This window comes from Romboutsia sp. BSD2780061687b_171204_C1 (assembly GCF_015560225.1).
Taxonomy (GTDB): Bacteria; Bacillota; Clostridia; order Peptostreptococcales; family Peptostreptococcaceae; genus Romboutsia_C; species Romboutsia_C hominis.
This window is the reverse complement of the sequence record NZ_JADMRK010000016.1, coordinates 1-26548: the sequence shown is the minus strand read 5'-3', so window position 1 is coordinate 26548 and position 26548 is coordinate 1. Positions and strand designations below refer to the sequence as shown.

Genomic DNA, 26548 nt, shown 5'->3' with positions numbered 1-26548 from the left:
GATGTTGAATCAGATGTTGCATCTGCATCTGCTGTTGCATCTGAGTCTGATGTTGAATCAGATGTTGCGTCTGCATCCGCTGTTGCATCTGCGTCTGAACTTGCATCAGATGTTGAATCTGAGTCTGATGTTGAATCAGATGTTGCATCTGCGTCTGCTGTTGAGTCTGAGTCTGATGTTGAATCAGATGTTGCGTCTGCATCTGCTGTTGAGTCTGCATCAGATGTTGCATCTGAGTCTGATGTTGAATCAGATGTTGCATCTGCATCTGCTGTTGAGTCCGCATCCGCTGTTGCATCTGCGTCTGATGTTGAATCAGATGTTGCATCTGCATCTGCTGTTGAGTCTGCATCCGCTGTTGCATCTGAGTCTGATGTTGAATCAGATGTTGCATCTGCATCTGCTGTTGAGTCTGCATCAGATGTTGCATCTGAGTCTGATGTTGAATCAGATGTTGCATCTGCGTCTGCTGTTGAGTCTGAGTCTGATGTTGAATCAGATGTTGCGTCTGCATCTGCTGTTGAGTCTGCATCAGATGTTGCATCTGAGTCTGATGTTGAATCAGATGTTGCATCTGCATCTGCTGTTGAGTCCGCATCCGCTGTTGCATCTGCGTCTGATGTTGAATCAGATGTTGCATCTGCATCTGCTGTTGAGTCTGCATCCGCTGTTGCATCTGAGTCTGATGTTGAATCAGATGTTGCATCTGCATCTGCTGTTGAGTCTGCATCAGATGTTGCATCTGAGTCTGATGTTGAATCAGATGTTGCATCTGCATCCGCTGTTGAGTCTGCATCTGCTGTTGCATCTGAATCTGATGTTGATGTTGAGTCAGATGTCGCATCTGCATCCGCTGTTGAGTCTGCATCTGCTGTTGCATCTGAATCTGATGTTGATGTTGAGTCAGATGTCGCATCTGCATCCGCTGTTGAGTCTGCATCTGCTGTTGCATCTGAATCTGATGTTGATGTTGAGTCAGATGTCGCATCTGCATCCGCTGTTGCATCTGAGTCTGATGTTGAATCAGATGTTGCATCTGCATCTGCTGTTGCATCTGAGTCTGATGTTGAATCAGATGTTGCATCTAAGTCTGCATTTGCGTCTACCGTTGTATCTAAATCTGCATTCGCATCTAGGTCCGCATTTGCATCTACATCTGCTGTTGTATCTAAATCTGCGTTCGCATCTAAGTCTGCATTTGCATCTACATCTGCTGTTGTATCTAAATCTGCATTCGCATCTAAGTCTGCATTTGCGTCTACTGTTGTATCTAAATCTGCATTCGCATCTAGGTCTGCATTTGCGTCTACTGTTGTATCTAAATCTGCATTCGCATCTAGGTCTGCATTTGCGTCTACTGTTGTATCTAAATCTGCATTCGCATCTAGGTCCGCATTTGCGTCTACTGCTGCGTCTACCGTTGTATCTAAATCTGCATTCGCATCTAGGTCCGCATTTGCGTCTACTGCTGCATCTACTGTTGTGTCTAAATCTGCATTTGCATCTACATCTGCTGTTGATTCTGCATTAGATTCTGATGTTGATTCTGACGTTGCATCTGCATTTGCATCCGCTGTTACATTTATATCAACTTGTGGATCTGGATCTAAATTTATATCTTCATTTGGATCTTCATTTACGCATGAATCTTCGCACTCACGCATTCCTCTTCTTATTTCTCTATTTCTTCTTCTTTCTTCCCTATTTCTTCTTCTTTTTTCTCTATCTATATCTATTTTATTTTTTGGCATTACAATTCCTCTCCTTGTATTTTTAGGTTAGTAGATTATTTTCTACTTACTAAAAATATATTCTTTTTATACGGAATTGTTACATATTTATACAAATAAACTTATAAAATAATAAAAGGCTATCTCTTAAATAAGAGATAGCCTTTTGTTATTTTATTTATTTTTGAGCATATTTTTCTGCTATTTTAACTATAAGATTTACACATTTCTCCATAGATCCTACTGGTATACATTCGTTCTTTCCATGGAAGTTTAAACCACCTGTAAATATATTTGGACAAGGAAGACCCATAAATGATAATCTAGCCCCATCTGTACCACCTCTAACTGGTACTATTTTAGGAGTTATTCCAGCTTCATTCATAGCTTCTTCTGCTATATCAACTATAAACTTAACAGGTTCTACTTTTTCTTTCATGTTAAAGTATTGGTCTTTTAAGTCTAATGTTATTCTTCCATCATATTTTTCGTTTAATTTATTTACTACATCTTGCATGTGAGCTTTTCTAGCTTCAAACTTTTCTTTATCATGATCTCTTATTATATAAACCATACTAGCATTTTCTACATTACCATTTAAATCATTTAAGTGGTAGAATCCTTCATATCCTTCTGTAGTCTCTGGTCTTTCGCTAGCTGGGAACATTTCAGATATCTCAGCTGCTATATGTAATGCATTTACCATTTTATTTTTTGATGCACCTGGATGTACGTTTCTTCCTTGTATAGATATTGTAGCTCCAGCAGCATTGAAGTTTTCATATTGAAGTTCACCTTCTATACCGCCATCTATTGTATATGCATATTTTGCACCAAATTTTTCAACATCAAATAGATCTGCTCCTCTTCCTACTTCTTCATCAGGAGTAAATCCTACTTTTATATCTCCATGCTTTATTTCAGGGTTATTTACTAAATATTCTATCGCTGTTATTATTTCTGCTATACCAGCTTTATCATCTGCACCAAGTAGTGTAGTACCATCTGTAACTATTAAGTCTTCTCCAACTAGGCCTTTTAATTCTGGGTAATCAGATACTTTTGTAACTACATTTAATTCTCTATTTAGTACTATATCTTTTCCATCATAATTTTCTATTATTCTTGGTTTAACGTTTTTCCCAGTTATATCAGGAGCTGTATCTAAGTGAGATATAAATCCTATTGTATCAACACCTTCTGTATTTCCTTTTAAAGTTGCCATAACGTAACTATTTTTATCAACATTAGCATCTTCTAATCCTAATGATTTTAGTTCTTCTACTAAGTAGTTTGCAAAAACTCTTTGTCCTTCGCTAGATGGACAATTTGCATTCTTAGGATCTGCAGTTGTATCAAATGTCACATACTTTAAGAATCTTTCTACTACTTTATTTTTCATGGTTATACCTTCTTTCTTTGGTCTAATAATTGTTAAGTAATATATCCCTTATATTTCTATTATATTACAAAAACTTACTAAAGTATATCTACCTTTTTTAATATTTGATGCATTATTGTAAGACCTAAAAAAAATACTATTCCAATTATTCCTTTTACTTGTATACCTATGAATATGGCTGCTAATGTAGCTAATGGACTAATACCTATATTGGTGGATACTAATTTAGGCTCTAAAACCTGTCTTAACAATGATAGTAGCGCAAATACAACTATAAGAGTTATTGCTATAAGATAGTTTTTTACTATACAGTAATAAACTATAAAAGGTAAATATATTACTACTATCCCTAAAAAAGGTATTAAATCCAACAAACCAGCTATAATACCTAACGTCATAGAATATGGTATATCAAATACTCTAAGGCTTAGCCAAGTTACTATGAAAGTTATTCCCATTAATATGGCATAAGCTTTTATATATCCTAATATTGATTTTATTATTTCTCTTTTTATATTCTTAACCTTAGTCTTTGTTGGTTCAGAGAACATATTGTAAAAACTATATTCTATTTTATCTATATCTTTTGCTATAAAATATGTAGATATGAATAAGGTTATAATGAATATAGATATATATGGAATTGATCCTAAAAAATTTACGAAACTTTCTAATAATTGTTTTGCTATACTTACTATATTTGTGCTATATTTTTGCATTAAAAACTCTATATTTATGTTTGGTATGTTCTCAAGTTGCTCTAAATATAAATTTAGTTTAATTGCTATATTTGAAATAAAATCACTTATGTAATCATAATTATTTACAGTATTATTTACGAATTCTAATAAACTATCTATTCCCGCCATTATTAATAATCCAGCTAATACTACAAATATTATAACTGCAATAAAACTTAATACTAAAGTTGATACACCTTTATTTATATTAAACTTATACCTTAATTTTTCTGATATAGGGTTTATCAAAAATGCAATAATACCTCCTACTAAAAATGGTGATATATAATGAAATGTCTTATAAATCAAAATAAATACTGTTGTATATAGTAATATAAATATCATGTTTTTCTTTAATACTTTTATGAATCTATTATCTATTACATTCATCTAATCACTTCCCTTATAATATATTATTAATTATTAACAAATATCTTTACTATTAAAATTAATTTATATAAATTTCAAATAAAACAAAAAACACTACAATATTGTAGTGTTTTATGTGTATATTCTTATTTTCTTTATTCTATTTTTATCTAAACTTTCTATACAGAATCTTATATTATCTACTTCTATAACTTCATTTTCTTCTGGAAGTCTTCTTAAATAACCTATGATGTAGCCTCCTATAGAATCAAATTCTTCAGACTCTAATCTAACTCCAATAAGTTCGTTGACATCACTTATTTTAAGTCCCCCATCTACGATATATTCATCTTCTTTAACTACTATTATATCTTCATCTTCTTCATCGTACTCGTCATCTATATCTCCAACGATTACTTCTACTAAGTCTTCTACAGTTATTATACCTGCAGTTCCTCCATACTCATCAACAACTATAGCCATTTGTATTTTTTCTTTTTTCATCTCTTCTAAAAGTTGAGTGATTTTCTTAAATTCATATGTAAAGAACGCTTCCCTTACATACAACCTTATATCAAAATTTGCTATCTCTTCATCACTTAAGAATATGATATCCTTTATATTAAGTACACCTATGATGTCATCTATAGATTCATTGTATACTGGCATTCTACTTAATTTCTCTTCTTTAAACTGCTGTATTATTTCTTCATATGAATCTTCAACATCTATAGCTATAATATCTAATCTTTGTACCATAGCTTCTTTAGCTTGCATATCCCCAAACTGAAATACATTGTTTATGATTTCTCTTTCTTCTATTTCTAGGACACCTTCTTCATGTCCTACATTAACCATAGTTTTTAATTCTTCTTCTGTTATATATGGTTCATTCCCTTTTGTTTTTATTCCAAATAACTTAAATATTAAATTTGTTACTATATTAAGTACCCATACTACTGGAGTTAATATAAATATTATTGCCTTTATTGGCTTAGAAACAAGTATAGCCACTTTTTCTGAACTATTTGCTGCTATAGTTTTTGGAGTTATCTCTCCAAATATTAATACTAATACTGTCATAAGAGCTGTTGCTATAGGAACTCCTGTAGCTCCCAATAATGTAATAAATAATGATGTTGATATAGAAGTTGCTGCTATATTAACAACGTTATTTCCTATTAATATAGAACTTAATAACTTATTTGGCTCTTCTATTAAGTTACTTACTAGCTTTGCGCCCTTAACCCCTTCTTCTTTCATATGTCTTATTCTTATTTTACTAAGTGACATTAATGCAGTCTCAGATGCTGAGAAAAATCCTGATCCTATAAGTAATATCACTAATACAATAATCTGAATCAATATACCGGTCGATTCCAACCTAAACCACACTCCTAATTTCTTTTAAATTTCTGTTTATATGTTAATATATTATAACATACTTACCCTTATTTGGAAATTTATTAATTTAGATATAATCTATATTATCTATCATTTCCAATACTATTAAAATACATTTGCATTATAATTTTTTTTATCCCCATATAATAGTATTAAATTTAAAAAGGAGGTAAAATGAAAGATTTACTAGAAAAATATGGTGCTATGCCTAGACTTAGAGACAAGATTTTAATGAATTTAACTGAAGAAAATGCATTAGAACTAGTTGCTGAAATAGTTAACGTTTATGAAAATAATGCACAAGGAAAACAAAGGCTAGGTTCATTTATTGATAAGATTAGTTTCGATGAATTTAAATCTTTGCTAAATTTAGACAAATATTTAAATTAATTACATATTTTTATACTTTTATGTCACATTTTAATATTTTTGCATATACTATAGTGTAAGAGAAATTAAAAGAGTTTCTCTTACACTATAAATATCAAAACTCCTGTTAATATTCTAATTTAGTGATCGGATATAAAAAAAATTCTTTCCCCCAAATATTCTTTAAACCACCTAATCCCCCCCCTGGTTAGGTGGTTATTTTTTATTTTTTTTGAATATAAATTTAAAATTTACCAATACTTATAAATGAGAGCGGAAATTATATATCTCTCCCCCTAATAAGTATATATATTTATATGGTGACTACATACTCCCCATGTAGTCACCAATTTTTTTTAACTATATTCTATTTTTACTTTAGATCCTTGTCCAACTTCACTAGGAGATACTATTAACTTAATTGGAACTCTATTTTTTAACTCTTCAACGTGAGTTATAATTCCAACACTAAGTTTATCATGATGTAGTCTTTCCAGTGATTCTATAACAGTTTCTAGTAGTTCACTATCTAAAGATCCAAATCCTTCATCTAAGAAGAAAAATTCAAGGGGAGCACTTCCCTTTAATTGTATCTGAGATGATAATGCTAATGCTAATGATAGTGATGTTAAGAATGTTTCTCCTCCAGATAAAGTATCTACACTTCTTCTTTGACCACCATTAAAGTTGTCTCTCATTACAAAGTTTAATGTTGAATCTATTTCTAATGCATATCTCCCCTTAGTTATAGACTCTAATCTATTAGATGCTTCAAGTGCTATATATTTTAATTGATTAGTAGCAACATACTCAACAAATCTATTTCCTTGAACAATCTTATCTAGATCATCTAATAAATCCACTTTATGTTGAACTGCCTTTAACTCTTTATTTAAATCTTTTATCTTGTCTAAAGATTCTTTTAGGGTACTTAGTATAGTTTGCTTTGATCCTATATCTTGGGATATCCTACTAATTTCTATTTTTAAGTTATCAATACTATCTTTTAATTCATTAAAGTCCTTTTCATTTATTCTTCTATCACCTATTGATTTAACTAGATCATTTATCTTTATACCTAATACTTTTTGCTCTTCTTCATATTGTGTTATCTCATCATGTAGTTTTCTTAAGTATTCTTTATCTAATAATGATCTTTTTACAGCATATATACTTTCAAATTTATACTCATCTAATGATTTATTTAAAGTATCTGTTTGTATTTTATACTGTTCTTTTGCTATCTTTAATCTTCCATCTATATTTGATTTGTCAGATGTAGTTTTTTCAAATTCCAACCTTTGAGCTTCTAATTTATCCTTTATCATTTCCTCTTGAGATATAAGCTTATTTATATTATTTTCTAGATTCTCTAACAATAATTTTGGAGATTCACCTTTTGTTGTTGCTATTATTTCATTGTATTTTCCATCTCTCACTTTTTTCTTTTCAGAATAAATTTCTCTAGCTTGAATTAAATCTAACTCTATTTTATGTAGGTTATTTTGATAATTTACTATATCTTTTTCCATTGCTTCTTTTGACTTAGATATTTTTAAGTATTCATTATTTAAATCTTCTAATGCTTTTTCATTATTATTTATCTCTTCTACTTTCACTTCTAAATCTTGTATTTTAGTTATTGCTTTTAGTGTTAAATAGTTTTCTTTTGTTGTTTTATAGTTTTCTTCAACTGCTGCTAGTTCTTCTTTTAATTCGATTATATTTTTCTTATAAGAGTTTATACTCTCTTGTAGTATTAGTTCATCTTTTTCAATTTTGTTTTTTTCTTCTCTAGCCTTATTTATACTACTTTCATTTTCCTCTTTATCCTTATTCCAATTTTGTAGATTAACTTTTAATATGTCTAGCCTTTTAGACTCTTCTTCTACCTTCTTTATTAGTTCATTAGAACTTAAGTCTCCTATTTTAGATTTTACCTCTTCTAATTCCTTTAATATTATTTTTTCTACTGATATACACTCGCTATTTTTTCTGTTGAGTTCTTCAATTTTTACTTTTATATTAGACTCATCTTCTTTTAATTTTTCTATTTTTGACTTAGTAAACTCTATATTTTCATTATAGTTTGTATCATCTACATGCTCATGATTTCTAGATCCACATACTGGACATGGAGAATTTTCCTTTAATTCTTTTCTAAGTTCTGTTGCTAAATTTAAATACTTTAGCTTTTCTAATTCTTTCTCTAGATAAGTTATATTTGTATGATTAACCTCTAATTTATCATTTAAAGTATGTAATTCTCTTTCTACCTGATGTCTATTTTCTAGTATTTTATTTAAGTTATTATGTAAATCTTCTTTTTTAATTTCATTTTCTTTTATAGATTCTGCCTTTACTCTTAAGTTTGCTATATATTCAGTCTTATTAACTATCTCTTCATTAGTTCCTGGAGATTTTTTAATTAAAATTTCATAATGTTCTTCTAATTCAGTTAGTTTTTTCAATACAGAATCTTTATCCCTCTGAATATATCTTAACTTTAAGTTTATCTCATCTAGATTTTTATTTATTTCATTCAATCTATTATTTTTAACAGTCTTACTTTCTGAAAGCTTATTATATTCTTTTTCATACTCATAGGCTAAAAATATTTTCTGTTTTAGATCAGCACTTATCTTTATTTCACTTATTTTCTCTTCTAAGCTTTTTAAGTTATTTATTACTATCTCTTTCTTGCTTTCTAAATCCTCTTTTAGTTTTATAAGTATCTCTTTTTCTTGATTTAAACCTATACCCTTGCCTTTTATATCTTTTAATTCAGAATCTAAACCAACTAACTCCGCTTCTAATTCTATTGCATTTTGAAGTTTGATTCTATCTTCAGATAGTCTTGGCATATTTTCATTTTTATTTTTATATGCTTCCTCATAATTTGCTTTAGTTATAAGTAGTTCTTTATTTAACAATTCTAGTTTCTTTTCTAAATTTTGACTTTCTAGGCTATCTTCATTAACCCTTTTCTCAAGCTCCAATACAGCATTTATGTACGGATTAATCTTATCTGCATTTAATGCATCTTCAAGTTGTCTTCCTTTTTTTGATATATCTTCTTGCTTTAAATCTAATTCATGCTTTCTTTTCTTGTAGTTTTCTAACTTTACTTGTTTTTCATATATTTCTTCAACTTCTTTATATTTATTTTGGTTTATTTCAAAATCTTTATTTTTACTAATTTCTAATGATCTTAATTCTTCTAACTCTTTTTGTACTTGATTATATACTTCTTCACTTACAGTATCATATTGACTTAGCTTAGAATTTATATCTCTTAAAGCTTGTTGTTGTACGTTTTTTCTTTTCTTAACTTTATCTATTAATCCTCTTCCGTATTTTTCAAGATTAAATATTCTCTCTAGCATGTCCCTTCTATCCGCACCTGCTAGCTTTAAGAAATCATTAAACTTACCTTGTGGAAGTACTACTGATCTCATAAAATCATTAGCTGTTAATCCTACAATTTCAGCGATTTTATTATTTACTTCTCCAACTTTGTCTGCTAATACTTTTTCACTTTCATCCTCATACATCTCTATTAATCTTGCATATGAAGTTTTAGTACCTGTATTAGTTCTAACTATAGTTCTATCTACTTTATACCTTCTCTTTGCGTTTTTACTTCCGATTTCAAATTCATAAGATATTATTGCTTTATCGCAGCTACTATTTATAAATTCTTTAGTATTTCTAGGTATACTTCCATACATAGCTATTGTCATTGCATCTAATATAGTTGACTTACCACTTCCAGTTTTACCAAAAATCCCAAATAAACCTCTATCAGTTAGTTTTTCAAAATCTATAACTGATTTATCTATATAACTATTTAAACCACTTAACTCTAATCTAATAGGTCTCATCTTTAGCTTCACCTTCTTCATTTATTATATCTAAGAATAAATCCATAAGCTCTCCTTTAGGTTCTACTCCTCTACTAAATTCATAGAATTCCTTGAATAATTCTCCCATAGATTTTTCTTTTACGTCTATTTCTTCATTATATTCTTTTGATGCTATTATTGGTTTTATTTCTATTATATCTTTTAATGTATCTTTCATTTTTTTTATGTTAGACTGTGATATAACTTCATCTGTTTTTATTTCAAAATAAGACCATATATCTCTGTCTTTATTTTTTTCGCACACTTCTAATGCATCTTCGATTCCATTGCATTTAAATACCTCTATAGGTTTATAGTTTTTAAAGTATTTTTTTTCTACTGTTATTTCTTTGTCTTTATTTATATCAACTATATAGCATCCTTTAGTATATGATCTTTCATCTTTGCTATATTGTATAGGAGATCCTGAGTAGTATGCATTTAACCTTTGTGAAGATTTTTGCATTTTATGTAAATGCCCTAAAGCTATATAATCAGCCTTTTGAGGTAAGTCTTTTTTCTCTACTAATAAACTTCCTCCAAGTTGTATTGGTCTTTCAGATTCTGTTTCTTCTCCACCGACAACAAAAAGGTGAGATACTGCTAAATTTATTGAATCATCTTCAAAGTTTTCTTCTAATTCTTTAAATAACTCACCAATTCTTCGAGAATATGTTATTTGTCTTTCTTTATCTTCATCATTTTGAAGTATTACTTCATTAAGCCTCTTTTCACTTGGATATGGCAGCGTTATAACAACAACCCTCTCATTATTTATATTAAGTTTTATACATCCCTCTTTCGCTTCTAATATCTCAAAGTTTTTATACTTAGATACTTCTGTTTTACTTAGAGGATTTCCAAGTATTATTATCCCCTGCTCATGTGCAAGAGGGCTTGATGCTTGTAGTCTTTCTGGATTATCATGATTACCGCTTATTATTAATACACATCTTTTCCCATTGTCTGATAATCTTGATATTGTTTTATAGAATAATTTTTCAGCTTGTGCAGGTGGATTTGATGTGTCATATATATCTCCTGCTATTATAACCATATCTATATTATTATCATCCACTATCTGTATAAATTCTTCACAGAATTTGGTTTGTTCTTCCAATCTTGAGTGACCTTCTAAGCTTTTTCCTAGATGCCAATCTGATGTATGAATAAATCTCATTTTATCCTCCTAAATAATATGATTTACTTATATATTTTAATAGTTTGATTATAACATAAAAGGAAGATGTCTAAACATCTTCCTTTTATGTTATTTTTATTAATAGATATTATTATTTTACAAATTTTATAGATTTATTGGTAGCATCTAAGTAGCAATTTCCCCCTAGTAAAATACTATTTGATGATGTACAATGACCTACCTTTAGATTACATAAGCATGGTTTATTATATTTTTTAATCTTTTCAAATAATAATTCATATAAATCATAATCATCTTCATTATCTTTTCTACACTTTTTAAAGTCTCCAAATATTATCCCACAACAGTCATTTAACTTATTGCTAAGTTCTAATTGTGTAAGCATTCTATCTATCTTATATATATTTTCTCCTATTTCTTCAATAAATAAAATTTTATTTTTTGTATCAATTTCATATCTTGTTCCAAGGGTGCTAATTATTACAGCTAGATTTCCTCCTACTGTAATCCCATTAGCTTTTCCTTGTACTAAAGTATGTAATTCTTCGTCTTCTGGGTTTTTTATAATAATTTCATCTTCCATTGATAATATATTTGAGAATGAATCAAAAGTATATTTATCATAGTGTAAAAAATTTAATCCCATAATTCCATGGTAGGTAACTAAGTTCGCTATTTGATTAAAGGCTATATGAAGTGCTGTTATATCAGAATACCCTATAAATACCTTAGGATTCTCTTTTATAATGTTGTAGTTTATTTTATCAATTATTCTAAGTGTTCCATATCCACCTCTTAGACAAAGTATACCATTTACGTCTTTATCTAAAAACATATTTTCTATGTCCTTTACTCTAAACTCATCTTCACCTGCTAAATACCCCTTATATCTTAGATAACAAGTCTTTCCAAATTTGACTTTATACCCTAATTTATTTAATTCTTGCTCTATTTTTTCTAATTCATAAGTTAGTAATTTTTTTGTTTTAGATTTAGATGGACTTGCTGGTGCTATAACTCCAATTGTATCTCCTTTTTTTAGTTTTTCTGGAAATATCATAATTTTCCCCCTTAGTATATATAGTTTAAAATTTTTTTAATTTCTCCATTCTCAATATATACTCTATCTACCCTTCTAGATATTAAGCTTAATAATTCATTTCTATTTGTATCTATCAAATTTGCTATTTCTAAAAGTGTAGGACCATTTTCTCCATAAAATACTACATCTGCATCGTAATCACATTTATCTAAATAACTAATGTCTATTACAAGGTGATCCATACATATTTTACCTATTATGTTACATCTTTTATTATTTATATCTACATACCCTTTATTTGATAAACTTCTTGGTATCCCATCTCCATATCCACAAGGTATAATTCCTATTTTAATATTTTTATTTGCTACATACGAATAATCATATCCTATAGCCTCACCACCTCTAACCTCTTTAACCTGAATTATCTTTGACTTGAATGTTATAGCAGGCTTTAGCTGTAAGGAAGAGTCTCTATTGTTGTATCCATATATACTTGCACCTATCCTCACCATATCCATATGAAAATCCTTATATGAAACAAACCCTATACTATCACAAATATGCTTTATAGGTATCGTCTTAATTTTTTCTAATTCATTTATAGTCTTTTTAAATATATTAAATTGAATATAATCTGATTTTTCATCTCTAAGTGCTAGATGTGAAAAAATACCCTCAATATATAAATTCTTTAATAATAATAAACTATATATTTCTTGAAATGTATTTTGATTTACCTTAAGTCCTAATCTATTAAATCCTGTATCTAACTTTATATGAACTTTTCCTATTTTGTTTATTTTACTACATATGTTGTTTATAATTTTTCCTTGTTCTTCTTTAATTACAGTTATAGTTATATTATTTTCAACTGCTAATTCTATATGTTCATTTGGAATATATCCCATAACTAAAATAGGAGATTTAATGTTTTCTCTTCTAAATTCTAGAGCTTCACTAAGTGTTGCTACACATAGGTAATCAATACCTTCTCTACATAATAGTTTAGCTATTTCTATAGAACCATGCCCATATGCATTTGACTTTAATACTGCGCCTATTTTAGTACTATTTTTGGTATATTTTTTTATTTCCTGCAAATTATGTTTTATATTATCTAGATTTATCTGTACATAAGTTGGTCTTAACAAGCTCAAAGTATCACTTCCTTATGAAAATTTCACTCGCTTATTTTCATACTATGTTAATTATTCTTTTATTATCACTAGTTATAAATATAAAAAATGAAGATACTTAGCTTAGTACCTTCATTTTTTATATTTAAAGTTTAATTATATTAAGTTTTTATTTATATACTAACATCTTCATCTATTCCGAATAGATATATGTACCTCTCTTTGACTTCTTTTCCTGTTAATTTTTCTACCACTTCAGAATATAAATCTAATTGTTTTTTGTACCTACTTATTACTTCATTTTTATTTTCGTCATTTACAAAATCAGTTTTATAGTCAACCATAACAATCTTATCATCTTCTTCAAAGTATGCATCAATTATACCCCTTAGCATTATGCTTTCTTCATCAAAGTCTTGTACATTTCCTTCAGTTGCTAAATCTTCATATATATACACATCTTTAAGTTTGATTTGAGCATATATGGCCTGTTCTCTTTTAATAAATGATGACTTTAACATTCTTTGTCCTATATGAGATTTAAAGAATTTATATATCTTAAATGGATTAACTACTCTAGACTGCTTTTCAGTTATTATTCCCTTTTTAATAAACCTACTTATTTGCTCTTTTATATCATCAATAGTATATATCTTATTAAAGTCTATTATCTGCATAACTAAATGAACTATAGTACCCCTCTCTGCACCAGTTATCTTTTCTATATCTTCTTCCTCTTGCATAAATATAGGTTTTTTGAGAGTTATTTGATTACTAAATACTTCTTGAGAAAAATCTTCTTCATGAGTATTTTGTATTTTTTTGATTTCAGTTACAGATATACTCGCAGGTTTTGTTACACATGCTTCATAGGGATATTTAAAATCTAATTTTTCTTTTATTATACTAAAATACTCTGTATCAGGATTTTCTACATCTAGACTGTCTATTATCTCTCTTATGCTCTTTTCTTCCTCTTCTTCATTTTGAGTTAAAGTGACATCTTCTTTATACCATATATTAGATACCCACTTTGAATTATGATTGTCTATATATTCTATATCTATATTAGCAAAGTCTCTTAATTCTTCTAAATCTTTATGCTTTAATACTGATGGCATTATCCAATCTAAGTAACTTTTACCTTTTAGTACCTTATACTGTGATATTGCTTTATTTCCCTCTACTCCATTTGCCCATGTTTGTAAAGATTTCTCAATGTTTCTCGTTGAACCTGTTATTATAAGCTTTTCTTTAGGTCTTGTAAATGCTACGTAAAGTACCCTCATTTCCTCAGATAAATTTTCTACATTAATTTTACTTTTTAATGCCTCTTTAGCTATACTTGGATAAGATATTTTTCTTTCATAATCTACTATTTGAGGACCGTATCCTAGTTCATGATGATATAATATATCATTTTTAAAATCTTGAGTATTGAAGTTTTTCCCCATACCAGAACATATTACAACAGGGAACTCTAGCCCCTTACTTTTATGTATACTCATTATTCTTACAACGTCTGCATTTTCCCCAAGAGTTTTAGCACTTCCCATATCAGTATTTGATTTTTTAAGCTTAGCTACAAAATTTATAAAACTAAATATACCTTTAAAACTTGTTTCTTCAAATTGCTTTGCCCTTTCAAATAATATCTTTAAGTTTGCTTGTCTTTGAGATCCTCCAGGTAAAGCACCTACGTATGCATAATATCCTGTGTTAGTGTACAGATACCATAAAAATTCGTCTGTGCTCATATATAGGGATTTTTCCTTATAGTCTTTTAGTTTTTCTATAAATTCAATACACTTTAATGCCTTTTCATCTTCATGATTACTATATTCCTCTAAAGCTTCATAAAAACTTTTATTATGTTCTTCTACTCTTATGTCTATAAGTTCTTCTGGTGTAAATCCACATATAGGTGATTTTAGCACTGCAAGCAGAGGTATATCTTGCATAGGATTATCAATAATTTGAAGTAAACTCATTATAGTTTTTATTTCTATAGTGTCAAAATACCCTACCCCTATATCTGCATAAGTTGGTATATCCATATTCATAAGTTCATCTGCAAATACTGGAGCCCAAGCTGATGTAGCTCTTAGTAAGATAACTATATCTTTAAACTGTACAGGCCTATAATCATCTAGCTTTTTGTCATAAACCATTTGAATTTTTCCCTCTTCATTTGGTGACATTAAGCCTTTTATTATATTTCCAACCATTCTAGCCTCAAGTTGTATATTATCTATTTCTTCCTCTTCTTCTGAACTTTCATTTTCTTTAGTCTCAGAATCATCCTTTCTAGATGCTTTCTCCATTAAATGTATTTCTGTAGGACCTCCTACTACTACATCTTCATTAGTATTTTCTTTAAATATAGCACCTAAGTTTAATCGTTCTTCTTCTGTATAATTTATTTCACCTATATTTTCGCTCATTACATTCTCAAATATATAATTTGCACTATCTACAACTTCTTCCCTACTTCTAAAGTTTTTATAAAGCATTATTTTTCTATATAGTGAACCTTTTTCTGTATCATAGTCAGCATACTTTTGTAAGAATATTTCTGGTTTTGCTTGTCTAAATCTATATATACTTTGTTTTACATCCCCAACCATAAATCTATTTGGGGTTTTAATTTTTGCTATATTTGAAAGAAGTACCTCTTGCACAAAGTTACTATCTTGGTATTCATCTATAAATATTTCATAGAACTTTTCCCTATAGGAAAGTGCTATATCTGAAGGTATATTTTCACCTTTATCATCTTTTTGAACTAATATATTTAACGCAAAATGTTCTATATCATTAAAGTCTATTATTCCCTTTTCTCTTTTTTTATTGTCATAAGCATCTTCAAATTGTATGACTATATCTGATATAGATTTTGCTACTTTATAAATGTACTTTATCTCATAATTTATGTCTTCTTTTTCTCTATTAAAGGTTGAATCTTTTATGCTTTCTACTGACTTTTTAACTTTTTTTCTTATATCATCAGCCTTACTTTTTATATCTTTTATATAACTTGGGGTATCTTTTCCAAGCCTTTTCACACCTTTTACGTAGTTTTCAAATTTTATATTTGATATGCTACTATAAGCTTCATCCCATGATAAGTTGCAAGCATCTAATATTCTTTTTATACTACTGTAATCTGTTTTAAATTTTTCTGTGTATGTTTCTAACTCAACAATACCTTCTAACTCTTCTAAGGCCTTTTTCATACTAGTTTCCATACCACTTATCTCTATCTTTACTGTATCTAGTATAGCTTTTGCCCATATAGATGTTGAGAAATCAAATTCACCATCTATATTAAATTGTTCTGCTGAAAATTCTAACCACTCTTTAGGATCTGGTGATGCCATGGCAAAGTTATATACACCTAGTATTATATTTTGAAGATTATTATCTCCTCTTCTCTCTGCATAACTTTCTACTAAATTTAAAAATCCTTCATCTCTATCTATATAAAGTCGTTCGAATACTTCTTCTATGGCCTCTTGCTTTAATAGTGCACACTCTGTTGTGTCACCTATCCTAAAGTTAGGGTCTAAGTTTATTTTATGGAAGTTAGACTTTATAACTTCTAAACAGAATGAATGTATTGTTGTTATACTAGCTTTATTTAAAAGCACTAACTGATTTTGTAAATGCTTATTTTCTGGATCTTTGTCTAATGCCTTACCTATCGCATCACCTATTCTCTCTCTCATCTCAGATGCAGCTGCATTAGTAAACGTAACTACTAGTAACTTATCTATATCTATAGGATTTTCTTTATCAGTTATCATTTGAATTATACGTTCAACTAGTACAGCAGTTTTTCCCGAACCTGCTGCTGCTGCTACTAATAAATTACAATCTCTACTATCTATAACTGCTTGTTGCTCTTTTGTCCATTTAGGAGAACTCATTACTTAACTCCTCCTCTCATTGTGTTTATTATCTCGTCATTACTCTTTTTGTTTATTATTTTATATTTATTATCTTTTAATGTTGTATCAAACTGGCAAATAGCTGAGTAATTGCAGTATATGCAAGAATTTCTATCTTTATGTTTATATGGAGATATACTTATATTTCCACTTAACATATCTTCGCATAAATATTTTATCAAGTCCTTTACATATTTTCTAATAACCTCAAATTCTTCATTAGTAACACCTTTTGTATATCTACCTAAAGTACCATCTTTGTTAAAGTTTGCAGGTATAACTAAAGATGTTGTTCTTTCTCCATTTGCTAGTGTCTTATCCATTTCTTTGATTATATTAGAATCTTTTATAAGTAAACCTTGCATTTTTAACTCTTTAAGTATTTCTTCTCTTATAGTTTCTTCTTCTTTATCTTCATCAAATTTTGCTATTGGGTCATCTATTCTGGAATAAAGAATCGCTGCTGGATTTATATTCTGTCCCTTAGATTTCCCACTTTCTAATATTGCATCTAGATAAACTAATAGTTGTAATTGAAGCCCATAATATACATCTGTTAAGCTTAAATCCTTTTTACCAGATTTGTAATCAACTATTCGTATATATTTACCTTCTTCGTTCTCAAATTCATCTATTCTATCTATTTGTCCTCTTAGTTTTATTTCTTCTCCATTTTGTAAAATTATTTTTATAGGTGGATACTTACCTTTAGTTCCAAAATTCACTTCATAATCTGTAGGCTCAAATGAACCAATTTTTATTTGTTCACTTATTATACTTATAGCCGATATAAGCATATTTTGTAATCTAAGAGTAAGATACTTATATCTTTGAGAACTCTCTAATATGTATCCAGGTATCTTACCTACTATTTCTTCAACTATTTTTTCTACTTTTTCTGTTATATAATTTATATCTATATCTGCCCAATGTAAATTATCTTTTACTAACTGCTTAGAAAAATTATCTAATATTTTATGTATAAAATTCCCTAAATCTGGTGCTGTAAAAGAATATTCTTTTCTTTCTTTAGCTTTAAGACCATACTGTATAAAGTAAGCAAATGGACACTCTGCATACTTTTCTAACCTAGATACACTTAAATTTTTATCATATAGTGTTCTTATTTTTTCTTCTTCTACTTTTTGAACTTGATTAGTATATGTAAGTCCACTTATAACCTTATTAGTTATATTTTTGTATTCACTATCACTTGCATAGTATCTATATACATCTAACCATAAATTATTTATATCTTTTCCATCGTCAAACTCTTTTATCTCTTTTATAAGTTCATTAAAAGTTGGAGATTTTACAGTTATTCTATTTAAGATATCTTCATCTGTTTTAGCTTCTTCTTCCAATAAGTAACTTTTGCTATCTATATTAGGAAATAGCTTTTTAAGTCTTGATACTATTACTGATGGCCTTATAGTTTTTCCTTCATGGTCTGCTATAGGATAGGTAACTATTAGATTTTGGCTACTTGATGTAAGTGCTTTATAAACTAAAAATTGTTCTTCAAATGTTTTAGTTTTACTATCTATATCAACCTCTACACCTTTTTGCCCTAAGTTTTCTCTGTCACTATCATTTAAAAGCCCATTATCCTTTGCTATTAATGGGAATGTACCATCTGTAGTCCCTATTAAATATAGATACTTTGTATTTGGATTTTTCATTTTATCCACACTACTTACAAGTACTTGATCTATACTTGGAGGAACTAATCCAAGTTCATATTCATCAAATCCTAGACTTATTAATTTTATAAATTTATCTAAAGATATTTTTTCATCTCCCATTATCTCAACAATTTGGTCAAATATATCTACAACTATGTTCCAAACCTGAGAATATTGATTAGCTATATCTAATTCTCCTTTACCTTTAAATTTCATTATTAAATTTTCTATAGTTGTTGGCATATTTATTTCTAACAAGAATTCATATATATACTTACATATGTCTTTTGCATTATTCTTACCTTTTAATTTATCTTGTAGATGTATTATTGGAGTTAAGACTCTTTCCTTTATTTCATTAACCTTTTCTCGTATTTCTATTTCCTCTTCTTTTTCTTCTGAAGAAATATTGTGATTTATTCTATACTCCCATTTATCCTCAAACCATTTTTTACCTTTTATACCATTTGCTAATACATAATTTTCTAACATACTAATTTCTTCGTTAGATATCCCTACAAGTCCACTTTTTAAGTATCTAAACATAGTCTCATAATTATATCTTTTACTTTTCATTTCTAATATAGATATTATAAGTACTATTATTGGATTTGTTTTAGCTTCTCTTTTTTTATCTATAAAATTAGGTATTTTATATTCATTAAATACAGAGCTTACTAAAAAGTCATATTTATTTAAGTCTCTTGTAGCTATAGTTATATCTCTATATCTAACCCCTTTATCTCTAACTAAATGTACTATTTCCTTTGCTATTTCTTCAACTTCAGAGTATAAGTTGCTAAATTCTTTTATCTTTATATTATTAGTTGACTCTTCATACACTTTATATGGATACGAGTTATAGTACCTTTCTAAGTGCTGAAGTTCTTTGCTATCTTTAAGTCTTGGTATAATATTATTATTTAGCTTTATATCAGGAAGCAACTTTACTCCCTCTTCGTTACATAATTTTATTAGCTTTTGATATGTAAACTTTGTTCTAGAAAAAGCATCTGTTTTATTGTATGAAATATTACCTGGGTTATCCACTGTTAAAGATATACATACTTCCTTAGCCTGCTTAAATAAACTACTTAATACCCTATACTGATTAGGTGTAAATCCAGTAAATTCATCTATATAAATATATGCATCCTTAAAATAATCACATACTGGTAATTTTTCTGCTAATGATTTTAGCATGTCTTGAGTGTCTATATAATTTTCATGTAGTTTTTCTTCGAATTCTTTATATATCCTACTTATATCTTTTAATTTTAAACTTAAAGTTTCACTTTCTACTTCGCCAGATATATTTTCTAACATCTCATAACTTATGTTATACTGTTTTAACTCAGATATTATCTCACTTATAGAACTTACAAATCCTGATTGAGATGATGATTTAGAAAATATATTTAATTCTTTACTTACACTTTCTATTGCTTTATAAGTCATCATAGCATTGCCACTAGAATTTATGTTAACATCAGTTAATCCTCCAACGTAAGAAAAAACTATGCTACTCATAGTTTTAAAACTTAATACCCTAGACCTTAAAAACTTGTCTTTTTCTTCTCCTAAGAAGAGCTTACTCATTCTTTTTTCCATTTCAAATGTATATTGTTCTGGAACTAAAAGTATTACAGGTGTTATTTCATTATCTTTAACTCTATTTTTTATCTCATCTAGTATATAGGTCGATTTACCACTTCCGCCTCTACCTAATACAAACTTAACACTCATAAATATCCTCCTCAAAAACACTTCTGTCTACTTCCTCATTATTACATAATTTATTAAATTCACAGTATTTGCAGTGTTTTTTGTTTTTTACTAACTCATATTTATATTCTTTGTCTTCTTTGTTATAGTTGGTGTTTTTTATATAATCTATATATGATAACACCTTATTTTTATTTTGTTTATGTTTTTCATTATTATAAGATATAGATACACAATTATCATCAAACTCTGGTTGATAGTATTTCATACTTATATTTTGTGTATCTATATCTTTATCTAATAAATTGGGAATTACTTCTTTTGCTAAAAGCATATATACAATAGTTTGTATTCTACTTTCTACATTTTTATAATTAAATTTTTTATTTTCTGTTTTCCAATCCCATATTTCAATTTTATTATCTTTGATTATTATTAAATCATACTTAGCTTGTATTATATTTCCATCTAAATTAAACATTACTTCATACTCTGGTAAGTATAAATAATCTTCCTTGATTGGAACTAGTTTTTTTACTTTATCCATCCATCTTTGAAAATCTGTATTGGTACTAGAATTTATTCCTAAAGGTATATTACTAAAATATCTTTCACATAATAAGTGAAAATCTGTACCTGTTTTCAAACTTTCGTAGTACTCTCTATGTTCTATATCATCGTATTTCCAATTAATTCTATCAATGTACTTATACTTAAATTTTAATGGACATGATTTATACGTATTTATAGAATTTTGGCTGTATCTAAAGTTTTTTAGACAACTATTCATTTATATTTACCTCCTTTTTTCTCATATTTATATACTTCTCAAGTTCATTTATATATAAAGAAGGCTTTTGTTCTTTATTTCTTTTTCCTACATCATTCTTATCTTTATAAAGACTTGTTGATAATATTAACATTTCTTTAGCTCTAGTAATTCCAACATATAATAGTCTTATCTTTTCATTTATTAAATCTATTTTACTCTTATATATATAATTAGTAGGTATATCACCAGTTAATATACATTCAATTTCACTTTTTACAATAGCCACTGGGTTTTTGTACTTATCTTTTAAATACCATTTATCACTTTGAAACTTTTGATTTGTATTATCAGGGAAATTAAACTCTGTAAGCCCTAACATAAAAACACAATCCCACTCTAAACCTTTTGATTTATGATAGTTACATATAGTTATACTTCCTGGTTGTGGCTCATATCCATTCATTTCATATACCACTTCTATTATATGATTAAATACCTTATTTTTACTATCTATTAAAAGGTTATATACATCTATTAAACTTATATCTGGGTTATCTAAGCTTAAAAATTTTATATAAAATGCCAGATAATCTATTATTGCTCTATCTTCTTTCCCTAAATTAAGTTCATCCCCTATAAATAATAAAAGCACATCTAATCTTGTTATAGGATATTCTAATATACTTTTAAGAATATTTATTCCTTGTATAAATGTTTGGTATAACTCTGTATTTGTATCTATTATTATATTATTTGTTATTTCTTCATTGTATATTATCTCTTCTGTGCTATATTTTTTTAATACATCTAGTAAATCTTCCTTCCCTTTTTCATTATCTGTTTTTACAAATACTTTATCTAAGGCATTTATTAGTTTATTTATATCATCACAATTTATTATAAAGTCTATTATATATGACAGTTTGTTTATGATCTTTCTTTTATTTAGAGAATTAGGTCCTAACTCTTCAAACTCCATATTTTCATCAATCAGAATCTTAGCAATTTGCGTTATATGATCATTAAAAGGTACCAATATTCCTATACTTTTATCCGGATACTTTCTTTTTATTCCTTTTGTGTATGCTACGGTTTTTGTCAACTCATCATTCCATGTCTCATATTTTTTAACATTTATACTGTATATATCTGGTTTAGGATTTTCCTTATATCCCATACCACTTGGAACAGTTTTTATTTCCATATCCTCTAAAGCATCTCTACATTCCTCTTGCCTAAATTCCTTTGTTACATACTTTACTAGTTTATTTGCTAAATCTAATATATCCTTTGAACTTCTATTAGACATGTCCATTCTATAGCAACTATCTGCCTGAGATATAAACTCCTTAAAGAATTTAGGGTCTGATGATGAAAAAGTTCCAGTTATACTTTGGTTTATATCCCCAACTCTAACTAAATTTTCATTATCTCTACATATCATTTTTATAATTTTACCCTGTATCTCATTGGAATCTTGGCATTCATCTTCAAATATGTACTTATATCTATTCTGAAATTTTATTCTTAAATTCTCATCAAAATTTAATGCTTTATATGCAAGAATTAATATATCATCATAATCAAGTAGGCCATTTTGTTTTAATTTTTTATCATATTCTTTATATATAGGAAGTATTAATTTTAATATTCCTCTATGCCCATTAGATAATATCCCCTCTAGCTCTTGTGGTGATAATTCCTTATATTTTAAGTCACTTATTGCATTTACTACTAAGTCAAAAAATCCTCTCTCCCAAGCTTCAAGCATTATATCATTCCATTTATCATCCTTTTGCTCTTTTAGGAACCATCTAAATGCCCTTTCCCCACCATTTATCTTAAAATTATTTATGCATTCATTTAGTATTATAGTTTTTTGTAAATCATCTGCTATGTTAAATTCTTCACTCAACATAACTACTTCTGGTTTTTCTTTTATTATTTTTACAGCTAAACTATGTATTGTCATAACTTCATAAGAATTTTCTTCTTTTATGTCATTCTCTTTTAATATTGCTTTTATTCTTCCTTTGAAGTTATTTACTGCACTATTCATATAAGTTAATATTAGTATTTTAGATTTATCATGTTTTTTTTCACTTAGTAACTTTGCTACTAAATTGGTAACTATAAAAGTTTTTCCGGCTCCTGGTACTGCTGGTACCGCCATAGTTCCACCTTCATAGGCTATTATTGGTAATTGATCTTGTCTATAATTTATATTATTCATAAGAGTTTTCCCCCTTATCTAACATCTTAAGTAGTATGCTATATAATATACTTTCTTGTATATACCCATTTACTGTGTATTCACTTTTATATGCATATACTTCTTTAGTATTAATTAGTAAATTATATATAGTATTGTATAAATAATACTTCTTATAATCTTCTTCCATTTTATCTGTATATATTCTACCTTCTTCAAAAGATTTTCTAAGAACTATCAAATTACTTATATCCTTTTCTATCTTCATATTCCACCCATTGCTACCTACATCTAGCCATATATGTATTGGTCTATTTACTCTTGATGATATATATGTATATGGAGTGGTTAATAATACTTTATCTATATTACTCAAATCTTCTAATTCTGAAGATTGATAATAGTCATTTATTGTAGTTTTAAGTGCTTTTATAAATAACTTTTCTTTATCCTCATTTATATTCAATAACTCTATGTTTTCTGTAAATGTCTCACATTCATATATTATCTTTTTACAAATATGAATATTTTCTTTTCCAAACTTAAGATTTAGCATTTTATCTATATAAAATTTAATTAGAAACTCACCTATTTTAAGTTTCTCATTCCTTTTATCTTCTATATAATTTAATATTTCTTTAAATTTTTCTTCTTCATACTTATTTTTATATATTTTTAATGCTTGTATCTTATTGACATCTAATATAGTTTCTATAAAATTTATATAGTCTTCTTCTCTTATGGAATTTTGGCTACCATTAAAAATGCTAAGAGCCACTATAAGTGCATTAGCATAAGGATAATCTATTAACTTTTTATCTTTTTTAGTGCTAAATATATCGATATTATTAATTTTCAATTTATTAGTCATTTGAAAGTCTAATATTGTATTGTTTATAGGAGAAATTATAGCTATATCTTGTGCTTTTACTCCTGATAGTATTAACTCTTTAATTTTCTTTAAAACTACTTCTATCATCTCGCTATATAGCTGACTAGATTCATTTAGTTCAACACTTACTGGTAAAGAACATATATCATCTATAGAAACCTCTCCTTTTTTGTTAAGCTTTTCTTCTTCATATTCATTTTCTATATATCCTTCTATAAACTTAATATCTATATTATTAAAAACTGAAAAATCTCTTTTTTCATTAAAAAATGTATATGAATCTATAGCATTTTCTTGTATCTCTTTTATAAATTCGATTTCTGCTACAGATACACTTTCTAAACTTTCTACAATTAAATATTTTATTTTTTTTCTTAAATATTCTTTGTATAAATCATTTTTTAAAAGATATTTATTATATACATATACACTCAGTGAATTATCTAACATACCTTTATTTAATAACATGCTAGTGTAATCCATTATTATTTCGTTCATTTCACTATAAGAAAATTTATTTATATTATCTTTATTTTTCTTAGACAAATAAATTTTTTCTCCTATATTCTCAAATTCTAATTTACTTAATGTAGCCTTATTTATATTAGTACTTATACTTGAAGTTATAGATTTATTAGTACTTATAATATCTTCAAAGTATCCTTCTTTTTCTCTTTTAATTTTTACCTTTTCCCCTATTATATAGTCTGTCAAAGTATTATTTATAAATTTAGGTCTTATGTGATGTTCTTTTATCTCATTATTATTTTCTAACACTATTGGCCAAAATTTTATGAGCTCTCCTTTAATAAAATTAGTATATGATGTTATATTTAGTTTTTCACAATAATCTATATTAATCTTCTTCTCATATTTTAATTTAGTTAGATTATTAGGAACTAGAATCATTATTTTCGAAGATTTATTTTTACATTTTTTTAATATTTCATTATATAAACTAACTATTTTGCTCTCTTTATCTTTATTATTTAAATTTCTATATATGTACCTCATATAAACCCTTTCTTTAAACTATTTTGTATTTTAATTATATCATATTAGAGATTTTTAATTCCTCCATTAAAATGTTTACTTAAAGCTACATACTATTTTTTTAATCCTAAAAATAAAAGAAGCAACCAAATAGCCGCTTCTTTTATTTTTTAAATATAATCTATTTAAAATTATTTAAAAATTTATTTGTAATATTTCTTAATTGTCCACCAATAACAACTAAAAATATATTTATAATTATAATTATAAATATATTTACTATACTGTTGTATCCACTCAAATAATTTGAAATAGACTGAATTGGAGATAAGTATAATACTGAAAACAATATAGAGCTATTACTACCTTCTATTAAAAAATGTGCACATAAAGAAAAAAATGATAAAAAAATTCCTAAACCTGCTCCCATTGATCCCACTATTAAAGATTCTTTAAGTTTCAAGCTATATTTATATCCATAATAAAAATTTATAAGAAAAAAGAATAATGCAAATAAAATTTCTATGATTAAGTTACTTGATTCAATCTCAATTATCTTAAAGTATATAAATGATATTATACATATAATTAAAGTATTAAAAAATAGTTTTTCTCCCAGGTCAAATGTATTTTTCACATACTCACCCCATATACTTTATTTTATTATATATAAAATGAAGTTAAAATGTGAATAATTTCAAATACAACAAAAAAGATTACGTGGCTACGTCTTACTCTCCCAGGAGGTCGCCCCCCAAGTACCATCAGCGCTAAAGAGCTTAACTTCTGTGTTCGGTATGGGAACAGGTGTATCCTCTTTGCTATAATAACCACATAATCTTTATTTGGAGCGGGTGAAGGGGATCGAACCCTCACAGCCGGCTTGGAAGGCCGGAACTCTACCATTGAGCTACACCCGCATATTAAATTTTATTAGTACTTTCAAAACTGTATACCATTTAGATTCATCATTTAAATGAGGTCAAGTCCTCGACCTATTAGTATCGATAAGCTAAATACATTACTGCACTTACACCTTCGACCTATCAACCAGGTA

Annotated in this window: 14 protein-coding genes, 1 tRNA gene, 2 rRNA genes and 1 pseudogene; 1 reads left to right on the top strand and 17 read right to left on the bottom strand. The window is 27.7% G+C overall.

Features of this window, described 5'->3' with window-relative positions; translation table 11 throughout:
- From I2H23_RS14305 to I2H23_RS14290, 4 genes and pseudogenes are all read right to left on the bottom strand, one after another.
- Positions 1-1751, bottom strand: a pseudogene (locus I2H23_RS14305) (MSCRAMM family adhesin SdrC); the annotation flags it as partial.
- A gap of 157 nt (positions 1752-1908) precedes the next feature.
- Entirely contained in the window at positions 1909-3132 is a 1224-nt protein-coding gene (gene pepT / locus I2H23_RS14300) for a peptidase T (RefSeq protein WP_195581925.1), read from the bottom strand.
- A gap of 77 nt (positions 3133-3209) precedes the next feature.
- Complete coding sequence (ytvI, locus tag I2H23_RS14295) at positions 3210-4262, bottom strand: sporulation integral membrane protein YtvI (protein ID WP_092927360.1); 1053 nt, start codon at positions 4260-4262, stop codon at positions 3210-3212.
- A 111-nt stretch (positions 4263-4373) separates the two neighbouring features.
- The gene (locus I2H23_RS14290) at positions 4374-5624 is read right to left on the bottom strand and encodes an HlyC/CorC family transporter (RefSeq protein WP_092927362.1); all 1251 of its coding nucleotides are present in this window, start codon (positions 5622-5624) and stop codon (positions 4374-4376) included.
- A 195-nt stretch (positions 5625-5819) separates the two neighbouring features.
- Between I2H23_RS14290 and I2H23_RS14285 the strand changes: the two genes are divergently transcribed.
- Positions 5820-6035, top strand: a complete 216-nt coding sequence (locus tag I2H23_RS14285) for a hypothetical protein (protein ID WP_092927364.1) — start codon at positions 5820-5822, stop codon at positions 6033-6035.
- 335 nt (positions 6036-6370) lie between these two features.
- Here I2H23_RS14285 and I2H23_RS14280 read toward each other — a convergent pair whose 3' ends face one another.
- The 13 genes from I2H23_RS14280 to I2H23_RS14220 all read right to left on the bottom strand — a co-directional run.
- Positions 6371-9919, bottom strand: coding sequence for an AAA family ATPase (locus I2H23_RS14280; protein WP_243248319.1), 3549 nt, complete (start codon positions 9917-9919; stop codon positions 6371-6373).
- Complete coding sequence (locus I2H23_RS14275) at positions 9885-11099, bottom strand: metallophosphoesterase family protein (RefSeq protein ID WP_092927368.1); 1215 nt, start codon at positions 11097-11099, stop codon at positions 9885-9887. Before I2H23_RS14275 ends, I2H23_RS14280 begins: the two co-directional genes overlap by 35 nt.
- Before the next feature lie 112 nt (positions 11100-11211).
- On the bottom strand, positions 11212-12141 hold the full coding sequence (locus tag I2H23_RS14270; protein WP_092927370.1) for a S66 peptidase family protein: 930 nt from the start codon (positions 12139-12141) through the stop codon (positions 11212-11214).
- A gap of 11 nt (positions 12142-12152) precedes the next feature.
- The gene (gene alr, locus I2H23_RS14265) at positions 12153-13283 is read right to left on the bottom strand and encodes an alanine racemase (protein WP_092927372.1); all 1131 of its coding nucleotides are present in this window, start codon (positions 13281-13283) and stop codon (positions 12153-12155) included.
- A 152-nt stretch (positions 13284-13435) separates the two neighbouring features.
- The gene (addA, locus tag I2H23_RS14260; RefSeq protein WP_195581923.1) at positions 13436-17191 is read right to left on the bottom strand and encodes a helicase-exonuclease AddAB subunit AddA; all 3756 of its coding nucleotides are present in this window, start codon (positions 17189-17191) and stop codon (positions 13436-13438) included.
- Positions 17191-20643 carry a helicase-exonuclease AddAB subunit AddB gene (gene addB / locus I2H23_RS14255; RefSeq protein ID WP_195581921.1) on the bottom strand — a complete coding sequence of 1151 codons (3453 nt, stop codon included), beginning with the start codon at positions 20641-20643 and terminating at the stop codon, positions 17191-17193. The genes addA and addB overlap by 1 nt, the downstream gene beginning before the upstream one ends.
- Positions 20633-21412, bottom strand: a complete 780-nt coding sequence (locus I2H23_RS14250; RefSeq protein ID WP_195581920.1) for a PD-(D/E)XK nuclease family protein — start codon at positions 21410-21412, stop codon at positions 20633-20635. The genes addB and I2H23_RS14250 overlap by 11 nt, the downstream gene beginning before the upstream one ends.
- Positions 21405-23627 carry an ATP-dependent helicase gene (locus tag I2H23_RS14245; RefSeq protein ID WP_092927380.1) on the bottom strand — a complete coding sequence of 741 codons (2223 nt, stop codon included), beginning with the start codon at positions 23625-23627 and terminating at the stop codon, positions 21405-21407. Before I2H23_RS14245 ends, I2H23_RS14250 begins: the two co-directional genes overlap by 8 nt.
- A complete protein-coding gene (locus I2H23_RS14240; protein WP_092927382.1) occupies positions 23620-25512 on the bottom strand; it encodes a hypothetical protein in 1893 nt (630 codons plus the stop codon). The genes I2H23_RS14245 and I2H23_RS14240 overlap by 8 nt, the downstream gene beginning before the upstream one ends.
- A gap of 160 nt (positions 25513-25672) precedes the next feature.
- The gene (locus I2H23_RS14235; protein ID WP_166504876.1) at positions 25673-26128 is read right to left on the bottom strand and encodes a hypothetical protein; all 456 of its coding nucleotides are present in this window, start codon (positions 26126-26128) and stop codon (positions 25673-25675) included.
- Between the two features lie 81 nt (positions 26129-26209).
- Positions 26210-26326, bottom strand: a 5S ribosomal RNA gene (rrf, locus tag I2H23_RS14230).
- Positions 26327-26337: 11 nt separating this feature from the next.
- Positions 26338-26411: transfer RNA gene (locus tag I2H23_RS14225), tRNA-Gly, on the bottom strand.
- Between the two features lie 58 nt (positions 26412-26469).
- Positions 26470-26548 (bottom strand): 23S ribosomal RNA (locus I2H23_RS14220); the annotation flags it as partial.

Coding starts and splice junctions, on each gene's coding strand:
- I2H23_RS14285 (WP_092927364.1), top strand. CDS start 5,820: ATGAAAGATTTACTAGAAAAATATGGTGCTATGCCTAGACTTAGAGAC.
- addB (WP_195581921.1), bottom strand. CDS start 20,643: ATGAGTGTTAAGTTTGTATTAGGTAGAGGCGGAAGTGGTAAATCGACC.
- addA (WP_195581923.1), bottom strand. CDS start 17,191: ATGAGTTCTCCTAAATGGACAAAAGAGCAACAAGCAGTTATAGATAGT.
- ytvI (WP_092927360.1), bottom strand. CDS start 4,262: ATGAATGTAATAGATAATAGATTCATAAAAGTATTAAAGAAAAACATG.
- I2H23_RS14280 (WP_243248319.1), bottom strand. CDS start 9,919: ATGAAGAAGGTGAAGCTAAAGATGAGACCTATTAGATTAGAGTTAAGT.
- I2H23_RS14240 (WP_092927382.1), bottom strand. CDS start 25,512: ATGAGGTACATATATAGAAATTTAAATAATAAAGATAAAGAGAGCAAA.
- I2H23_RS14270 (WP_092927370.1), bottom strand. CDS start 12,141: ATGATATTTCCAGAAAAACTAAAAAAAGGAGATACAATTGGAGTTATA.
- I2H23_RS14245 (WP_092927380.1), bottom strand. CDS start 23,627: ATGAATAATATAAATTATAGACAAGATCAATTACCAATAATAGCCTAT.
- I2H23_RS14250 (WP_195581920.1), bottom strand. CDS start 21,412: ATGAATAGTTGTCTAAAAAACTTTAGATACAGCCAAAATTCTATAAAT.
- I2H23_RS14275 (WP_092927368.1), bottom strand. CDS start 11,099: ATGAGATTTATTCATACATCAGATTGGCATCTAGGAAAAAGCTTAGAA.
- pepT (WP_195581925.1), bottom strand. CDS start 3,132: ATGAAAAATAAAGTAGTAGAAAGATTCTTAAAGTATGTGACATTTGAT.